Source organism: Cohaesibacter celericrescens, assembly GCF_002866925.1.
GTDB classification, from domain to species: Bacteria; Pseudomonadota; Alphaproteobacteria; order Rhizobiales; family Cohaesibacteraceae; genus Cohaesibacter; species Cohaesibacter celericrescens.
In genome coordinates, this window is record NZ_PKUQ01000019.1 from 24,869 (window position 1) to 33,481 (window position 8,613).

Sequence of the window (8,613 nt, forward strand, 5' to 3'; positions counted from 1 at the left end):
ATTGAATATCAGGCTCCGAAATTTGAATGGGTTGAGAGTGCTTAATCCATGAAATTTCCCAAGGACTTATTAAAACGGCTTCGAAATCCTGCTAGCGCAAAAAACGCTGGCAATCGTGAACCTATCAGATCTCCTGTTGGTCCGGTGAACACTCCAGAAAATGATGATCCTATCCAATCGACGATCTCGGTTCCAAAAGTGCCCATCGGATCAAAAGGTAAGGTTGGATCAATCATTACAGCACCCCAGATCAATGCTGAAAATGGGGCTTCATTTGGTCATAAATCTGTTTTTGAAGCAGATCCCTTTTCTCACAAAACCCAATACCGCAGACAGGCCATTTTCCTGAAACTCTTTGTGGTGGCTTTCACTGCATCGGTTCTGGGCAACATTGTCCTCGTGAGTAGTATCAGTTCGTTGCTCCCACTCAAGACAACCGAATTGGCCTTATTGCGTGTTGATCCAAATGATGACCGCATCTATCAAGTTGAGCCGGTTTCAGTTGAGGTTCCCGGCTATGAGGTGATGGTTGAAAAAATCGCTCGACGCTACGTGCGTGATATCCTTGCAATCGACAATGTTACTCAAAACACCCGTTTTGAAAGAATCCGTCGATATAGCGATTCTGAATTTTTCAATCAGTATATCAAAGACAACAAAGACTTGGTTTCCCGCGCTTTGAAGGATGGACTGAACCGCTCGATTACAGTCGAAGGCGCAAACAAAATCATTCGCTACGACGATATCTATCAGTTCGTTGTTGAGTTTACACAGACTGATAAAATTGGACGAGACAAACCCAAGTCGCGCAGTCTTCGCGCCTATCTCGAACTCGCCCCCCGCCCAAATGATGTTAAGGAAGTCGATAAATTTGAAAACCCGCTTGGTATTCGTGTTTTGTCGATGGCCGTAAAAGAGCAACCGACAAAAAAATGAAAAATCTCAGCATTCTCACACTATCGGCAATCGCGATGATGTTGCCAGGTTTGGTGCAAGCCCAAACCGCAATCCAGCGCCCCACTCCTGCCTCTAAAGCTCGTTTTTCCCAAACAGCATCCGCCGCAAAACAGGCATCAATGGGCCTTGAAGCTGGGTCCGAATTGCAAGCCAAGCGTCAAGCCAATGGCGATTTTGGTACTTTGCAACGTTCAGTCTCACTAGGTGGTCAAATTCAAGAAGCTTGGTCCCTTAAAGGCAAAAATCAAGGTGTCCATGTTCAAGAGGATTGCGGTGATTGCGTCTATAAAGTCCGCTTGCGTGAGTATATGGCCAGCGCAATTGTCTTACCCGAAGGGGTCAATATTGCTTCAGTCGATCTGGGAGATACAGACCGTTTTGATGTGAAGCGGCGTACAAAGAATATTCTGGTCGTAAAGCCGTTGGGCGCTGGCGTTGACTCGTCTATGCAGGTTTACACCACAGACGACGAGGTGTTTTCCTTCTATCTCCGATCTGAAATGGTCCACTCCAAGCACACGCCTGATTTGTCATTCAAGATCCGCCGAAGAAGTGCTTCCGGCATTCAGGTTATCAACTTTGCCGATGGTGCTCCAACAGAGGATCTCGCCACAAAAAATATCCCTACGGGCGTCAAAGACTTTCTCAAAACAGCGACTTTTGATCCTAGTAAAATTCGTGGTTTTGACTCTTACAAGCTTTGGGGCAGTGATGATCTAAAGCCCGAACAAGTCTATCGTGACGACAATTTCACCTATATCCAATATGGCGAAAAATGGAGTGATCTTGAACTTCCTACCGCCTATGTCGTCGTTGATGACATTGATGAGCTGGTGAATACACGGGTTGTTGGAACCACCTTTATTGTTGAGTCCACACATCGGCTGATAACCCTCAAAAGTGGGCAAGCCTATATGTGCGTCCAATACAAGGGTGATTGATATGGCTGGAATTTGCACCGTATTTCTTGCGCTTAACATGACGTTTGGCGGCCTTTGCGTAGCACCCCACACGATCCCGCAAGGCGTGGGTGACAGCGATCCTGACGTGTTTGATTACGTCAAACCAGAGCCACCACCCCCAAAACCGCGTGTTGTCACGATGCCGCCTGTTATTGTTGAAAAACAGGTGGTCGTGGAGGTTGAAAAACCGGTCATCGTTGAAAAGCAAATCACACAAACAGTGACCGAGTATATCCAACCGGATACTCCCCAAGTGCAACAGCCCACGGCCCTACAAATAGCCTTACAGGAAGAACTACAAACAAGACGAGGCAACCAGTCTCAATTGCCAAATGGCAATCTGGATGGTGCATTGAGAAGCGCACCAAGAAGCGTTGCACGGTCTAACCAAAATTTACCTCACTTCCCACCGCCTGAAGGCATTGGTAGCGAGAATAGCAAATATTCCGCGCCGCGTAGCTATTCCACGACAGCCGTTGATAGCACGCGTATTTTGACCGCCGATCGTTACATTACGGGCATTCTGGAAAGCGGTGTTAATTCGCAGCTATCAGAAAACGGCACCGTTGTTGTCCAAGTCTCTCGTGATGTTTATGGCGCTCATGGCAGGACCAAATTGGTCCCTAAAGGGTCGCGCATGATCTGCCGTTATGCGGCCGTCGATAAAGTGGGCCAAACGCGTGTGGGGTTTTCGTGTGGCAGGATTTTGTTGGCAGAAAGCCGAGCTGAAATTTATCAGCTCAACGCGCACCTGGGCGATGCTCAAGGCTACGCTGGCCTGTCTGGTGAGGTGGATAATCGCTTCTGGGAAAAATATGGAAGTGCAATCCTGACCGTTGGCATTGGTTCAGCCGTAGAGGCCGCTGTTCTTAGTGCTCAATCAGCCGACACATCAGATTCCAATATTATCGGAGACAGCGCTACCGGCGTCTCTGAAAATGTCGGCGCCATATCTGCAAGTATTCTTGAAGATACCGTCGATCTCACCCCAATCATTCGCATAGCGCAAGGCACTCGAGTGCAAATTCGCCCTGAGAAAGATTGGTATCTCGCAGACCCAGTAACAGTTAACTAGTGGAGCAGACTAAATGAGAATGCGAACGACTATGAGTTTGGGATTGGTGATGGCAATGCTGCTCTCACCAGCTTCCTTGATGGCTCAGACGGCGACAACATCGACAGATGTAAGTGCGCAGACAGCAACGACAACCGCTTCAGACGTATCGACTGGAACCGATTCTGAAATGGTGATCAAAGAAAACCTCTTTACCGTTGTGCCTACGCAAGAACAGGAGGTGACAGATGAAGCAACCTCCGTCAACCTTTCGTTTACCGGTTCAGCAAACACGCAGACACCGGTAGACCTACGCGGACTTTCTGCTTCAGGGTTCACTCGAACCGTGACGGTCGACGGCGAAAGCATTACGCAGGTTGTTGTAACCAAGATTTCCAATGAGAATGATGAGTCTGTTGATCTTACAACAGACAGCTTCTCTTCCCAGATTACACTTGGTTCCAGCACGCTTGATACGGCCACGACAATATCAGTCGATGGCAACGAGGATGAATTCGTTTCGGCGGTCAAAGCCTTGACTGCGACTGCGACTAATACAGAAGAAGAGGTCGTTGAGGAAGACAGTGATACCAGCGAAGGCACTGACACAGGGAGCGGTGCTAGCGAAAATGACATCGCGGGCGCATATGAAACCCCTGAAATTACCGCCGCAGAGGAAGAGGTCGAAGCCGTTATTGACGTGAGGGTGACGACTGAGGGATGTTCAGTCGTTGTTGATGAGGCCCAAGGCGTAGCCAAACAGCAGTCTAAAAGCCAAACCTACACTGACGGTGCTTTGACTTCAGAAGATGCTTGCTCGGATTCTGGCACGACTTTCACAATCCAAAAGTCATATTCAGTTTGTGAGGATGTGGTTGATCTAACTGGCCTCGTCGCTAATCCTCAATATATCTCCTACTATATTGATGAGGATGGCACCCGTACTGAAATCTCTGACTGTCAGCCAGATACGGAAACTTCGTTCACGATTGTTGAATCAGAAGCAAGCTGCGCTGTCACCATCGACGTTGACAGTTTAAAAGTCATTCGTAACTCAGCGCTCATTTATACAAACGCCAGCAACGCTCAAGTGAAGGTGCAGGATTGTGCCGTCTCTGAGACGCTTGAGCCATATACCCTCGTTGCGGATAGCTATAGCTGTAACATGAAACATGATTTCAGCGCCGGTTATTCCGCTGAAATGGTGATGTACACTTACGAGAAAGAAGGTGTCTATTATCAGGCAACCCCATGCATCGATACGTCAGTCAAATACACCCACGAGAAAGTCTTTGTGGACGATGGGGTTCGTATCTGCTCGATGCTGGTCAATTCGAGCGCTGGAACTGCAACACCTCAGTATCGTACTCGAATTACTGTCGACGGTGAAGATCAATATATCGACGAATGCAAGCCGGACACTTCGGCGACGGTTGGCATCTATGAAACAACACAAGGCTGTGAAGATCCTTCCGTCTGGACCCACGACCTGAATGCAGGCGTCTCATACGGTCAGTCTCGTTTCTATTATGACACCACCCTTGGCCGCGAGTTCATCACTTCTTGTCAGAGCAACGCTGCTACTTATTCCCACGATATCACGCCGACAGGTTGGAAATACAATGATGAGGGCTTGGTTGCCCAACAGCTTATCTCGGTCACCATTGATGTGAATGGAACGGTCTATCCAATCGCCACAAACTATTTGGCTCCAGGCACAACAGAGGTTTCATACACCTATACCGGCATCAATGATGTCGCTGATTACAGCCAACGATATTACGATGGTTGTTATTTGATGGTTCCCACCAACCGAAGCGAAAATTATATCCGACCGGATGGAACGACCTACAGCAATCCAATTGGACAGGGCCTTGATCTGAACGAAGGCGACAAATGTACGCGTGAGCAAGAGACTGCGGTTACATACCCAAAATCAACGGTATCTGTATCAACCAAAGGCAATGGTCGTGCGTCAGTCACCATGTCAAACAACACTGCGGTAGGGGTTTCATATTCTACAACTTTCACCGCTTTACTGCCCATTAAAGGCGGTTCGGCGCGGTGTATGTCACAGAAATCGCAAGATAACTCGGCTTCGGTTTCTTACATCAATTACTTCCAATCGAACACCAGAACAAAGATTACATATCCAGCTGATGGGACTGTTTCATACTCCGATTGGGTAATGGGGCCTCTTGCACAGTACAACACAAACAGCAGCAGCAAATACTGTCGTTCTACGGACTAAACCTTTGCTGTAATGGAAAGAAACGTGCGGCGCCCAATGCGCCGCATCAGCTCCCTGTCCAAAAAAATGTTGGTTTTGCAATGTCAAACATGCTTGTCAAACGACTGCTTGAGCCACTGTCACGTCATTATGACAGTCTCAATGTGATTGAGCTTCTGTCCAAAAAAAGCGGTGAGATTGTCCTCGAAGTGCGAGGGGAAAAAGAACGCTTCAAACGTATCGAAGAGCCTGAATTAACCCGCAAAAGAATTCTTGAGATTTGCCATACTCTGTCTTGTGTGGGTGGATTGGAATTTAATCCCGATAAGTCTCCAAAGCTTTCCACCAGATTGCCGGGCAATCACCGTTTTGAATGCCTACTGGGGAACTCGGTCGCTTCTGATCTGTCTTTAGCAATCCGCTGTAAACACCCCTATGATGTTTCCCTCGAACAAATGGGCCTCGACAAAACCACTATCGACTATCTTCGCCATGCGCTTGATAGCCAGTGGAACATAGCCATTTCCGGTTCGACAAATACCGGCAAAACAACACTCCTGAATAAATTCCTTTCATTCCTTCCCGATGACAGGCGCGTTGTCAGTGCCGAGGACACGCTTGAATTGGAAATGGATCGTTTCTTCAATGGGGTCTCACTTATTGCCGCCCGCGATTCATCCGCAGGGGCCGGTTTCATGGATTGGCAGCAGCTATTTGATCACCAAATGCGCATTTCTCCCGACAACCTAATTTACGGTGAGATCTCGACACAAAATGCTTTTGCCGCTTTGAACGTGCTCAATACTGGCGCTCGGGGTTGGCTCTGTACGGTCCATGCCGAAAGTGCGGCAATGGTTCCTTCTCGTTTCCAAGAAAATATCAATGCTTCCGGTCAGCATCTACCAGATGTTGCCGGTTTCATGTCAAAGCTGATCGACCTTGTGGTTCATATCCGCCGTACCGACGATGGCCGTCGTTTCGTCTCGGAAATCTATGAAATGAAGAATGATCATTATGTCATGCGCCGCATGACCCCAGACCGCTCTGAGCTGGCCGCGTAAGGTATTCCTATGGCACAAGCAATCCGAATTTCGGGCGTGTTTCTCAGCGTCGTCGCTATCTTCTTTGGCTGGTACTATTTCTTGGAATTCGACTTCAGAAATCCTGAATGGTGGCGGTGGCTTGTCGAGACCTTCAAGCAACCAATTGAGACGGTGCCAAGTGAAGTCCTAAGCCCAATCTATTATGGTTTCGGCATCTTTTCGGTCTTCATGATCGTTTCAGCTTGGTTCGACAGAATGGCCAAGTCTCACACCATGGGAAATAGCCGAAATTCAGACGATTTGCACGGATCTGCTCAATGGGCAACACGCAAGGACGTTAAGCGATCTGGTCTATTATCCGACAAAGGCGTTGTTGTTGGCGGGTGGAAAAATCATGGCAATACCACATCACTCCGCCATGATGGACCCGAGCATGTTTTTTGCTTTGCTCCAACACGTTCAGGTAAAGGTGTTGGCCTGGTCCTGCCTACCCTTCTTTCGTGGCCGGAATCGGCACTTGTGCTGGATATCAAGGGTGAAAACTATGCCCTATCCGCAGGGTGGCGGCATGCGCAAGGTCAACGTATATTGCGCTTCGATCCTTCCGCTGTGACTGGCTCCGCAAAATACAATCCGCTGGAAGAAGTGCGCATCGGCACCGATCATGAAATTGCAGATTGTCAGAATATCGCGATCATGATTATTGACCCCGATGGCATTGGCCTAAAAGACTTCTGGCAACAGGAAGGCTATGCTTGGCTCAGCACCGCAATCCTTCATGTTCTCTATCGTATCCATAAGCAGGAAAACCGGACGGCCACATTGGCAGATGTGCGCGAATTCATGTCTATTGGTGATGCTGAAACTCTCGGCGATCAAATCGCCGCAGCCGCTGGAAAATCGACTTACGATTCAAAGGATGACGATAGTTTTGATCGACTGCTTCAGGACATGGAAGCATATAGTCATGGCCGCACAATCGTCGACGATGAGGTTCGCATTGGTGCTGCCAGAATGCGCAAACGATCTTCCAATGAACGATCCGGTGTTCATTCCACCGGCACGTCGCAATTGACCCTCTATTCTGATCCCATCGTTGCGAGAAACATATCCAAATCTGATTTTACCATTTCCGACCTGATGAACGATGACGAACCGGCCACCCTTTATATCGTAATTCCACCTTCCGAAATCGCTCGTTTGCGGCCTCTCGTGCGTATTTTGCTCAATCAGTTTCTTACCCGCCTCACGTCAAACATGGCGTTTGAAGGAGGCCGATCTGTGAAGCACTACAAACACCGCCTCTTGCTTATGCTCGACGAGTTCACCTCAATCGGCAAGCTTGAGATTTTTGAGAAATCCATCGCCTTCATGGGCGGCTATGGCCTCAAAGCCTACGTTATCGTGCAGGATTTGACCCAACTTCAAAAAGCCTATGGGCGAGAGCAATCAATTGTCTCCAACTGTCATGTTCGGATAGCATTCGCGCCCAACACAATAGAAACCGCTCGCCTGCTGTCTGATATGGCGGGCAAAACCACCATTGTTCAAAAGCGCACATCGGCCAGTTGGCAGACCGGACGATTGGGATCGTCTCATTCTGAAAGCATTTCTGAAGTCTCTAGGCCGCTGCTTACTCCAGACGAATGCATGGCACTCCCAGGTCTTCAGAAAAAGGCAGACGGCTCGGTTGCACGTGCCGGCGATGTGCTGGTTTTTCAAGCCGGCCACAGTCCAATTTACGGTCGGCAGGTTTTGTATTTTCAAGACAAAGATTTGCTTGCGCGGGCAAAAATTCCGCCACCAAGCGCCTAATTTCACCCTCGTTCTCTACCACACTAAACGAGTACCAAAATGGAAATGACTATCAGTAAAACCTATCTCGCTGTTCCCTACAGTGAACACAAAGACGCCAAAAAGGCTGGCGCGCAGTGGGATGGCACCAAAAAACTTTGGTATGCCGAAACACCCAAGCTCACCCCCGAGCTTCAACGTTGGGAGCCAAGCCGTTCCAACCAGTCCGCCAATCTTGTTGCTGATTTTGGTGCGTTCCTGAAAAGCAATGGTGTTGATCTAGATCGAGATCCAGTTGTGGACGGTCAATGGCGCAGAGTTTCTATCAATGGCGAGAAAAAACCAAATGCCAGCTACCGTGCATTTGATGACGGCGGAATCCCTAACGGTCAGCTCCATATCTACAAAGGGGATCAAACAATTGCTTGGAGGGGCAATGCCCCGAATTTGACACCGGAGCAAAAAGAGGCCGTCCAAGCCCAAGCAGAACACAACAGGTTGGTAAAAACCCAAGAACTCGCTCAGAAACGTGAAACCGCAGCCAAAAAAGCATACGGCATTTGGAAAAATGCG

General features: G+C 48.6%; 7 protein-coding genes. All 7 read left to right on the forward strand.

Going from position 1 to position 8,613, the window contains the following annotated elements; all coding sequences use genetic code 11:
* The first annotated feature begins 48 nt into the window (after positions 1–48).
* Complete coding sequence (locus C0081_RS10955) at positions 49–936, forward strand: VirB8 family type IV secretion system protein (protein WP_101533875.1); 888 nt, start codon at positions 49–51, stop codon at positions 934–936.
* Positions 933–1,898, forward strand: a complete 966-nt coding sequence (locus tag C0081_RS10960) for a TrbG/VirB9 family P-type conjugative transfer protein (RefSeq protein ID WP_101533876.1) — start codon at positions 933–935, stop codon at positions 1,896–1,898. Before C0081_RS10955 ends, C0081_RS10960 begins: the two co-directional genes overlap by 4 nt.
* 1 nt (position 1,899) lies before the next feature.
* Positions 1,900–2,994 carry a TraB/TrbI/VirB10 family type IV secretion system protein gene (locus C0081_RS10965; RefSeq protein WP_101533877.1) on the forward strand — a complete coding sequence of 365 codons (1,095 nt, stop codon included), beginning with the start codon at positions 1,900–1,902 and terminating at the stop codon, positions 2,992–2,994.
* 13 nt (positions 2,995–3,007) lie between these two features.
* A complete protein-coding gene (locus C0081_RS10970; protein ID WP_146006445.1) occupies positions 3,008–5,224 on the forward strand; it encodes a hypothetical protein in 2,217 nt (738 codons plus the stop codon).
* An 80-nt stretch (positions 5,225–5,304) separates the two neighbouring features.
* Positions 5,305–6,264 (forward strand): CpaF/VirB11 family protein, encoded by a 960-nt coding sequence (locus C0081_RS10975; RefSeq protein WP_101533879.1) that lies wholly within the window; start codon positions 5,305–5,307, stop codon positions 6,262–6,264.
* A 9-nt stretch (positions 6,265–6,273) separates the two neighbouring features.
* The gene (locus C0081_RS10980) at positions 6,274–8,061 is read left to right on the forward strand and encodes a type IV secretory system conjugative DNA transfer family protein (RefSeq protein WP_101533880.1); all 1,788 of its coding nucleotides are present in this window, start codon (positions 6,274–6,276) and stop codon (positions 8,059–8,061) included.
* 39 nt (positions 8,062–8,100) lie between these two features.
* Positions 8,101–8,613: DUF5710 domain-containing protein (locus C0081_RS10985; RefSeq protein WP_210200472.1), on the forward strand; the 513-nt coding region annotated here is incomplete at its 3' end.

Excerpts from the sequence above, each read along its gene's own strand:
- C0081_RS10970 (WP_146006445.1), top strand. The coding sequence starts at position 3,008 with ATGAGAATGCGAACGACTATGAGTTTGGGATTGGTGATGGCAATGCTG.
- C0081_RS10965 (WP_101533877.1), top strand. The coding sequence starts at position 1,900 with ATGGCTGGAATTTGCACCGTATTTCTTGCGCTTAACATGACGTTTGGC.
- C0081_RS10980 (WP_101533880.1), top strand. The coding sequence starts at position 6,274 with ATGGCACAAGCAATCCGAATTTCGGGCGTGTTTCTCAGCGTCGTCGCT.
- C0081_RS10955 (WP_101533875.1), top strand. The coding sequence starts at position 49 with ATGAAATTTCCCAAGGACTTATTAAAACGGCTTCGAAATCCTGCTAGC.
- C0081_RS10975 (WP_101533879.1), top strand. The coding sequence starts at position 5,305 with ATGTCAAACATGCTTGTCAAACGACTGCTTGAGCCACTGTCACGTCAT.
- C0081_RS10960 (WP_101533876.1), top strand. The coding sequence starts at position 933 with ATGAAAAATCTCAGCATTCTCACACTATCGGCAATCGCGATGATGTTG.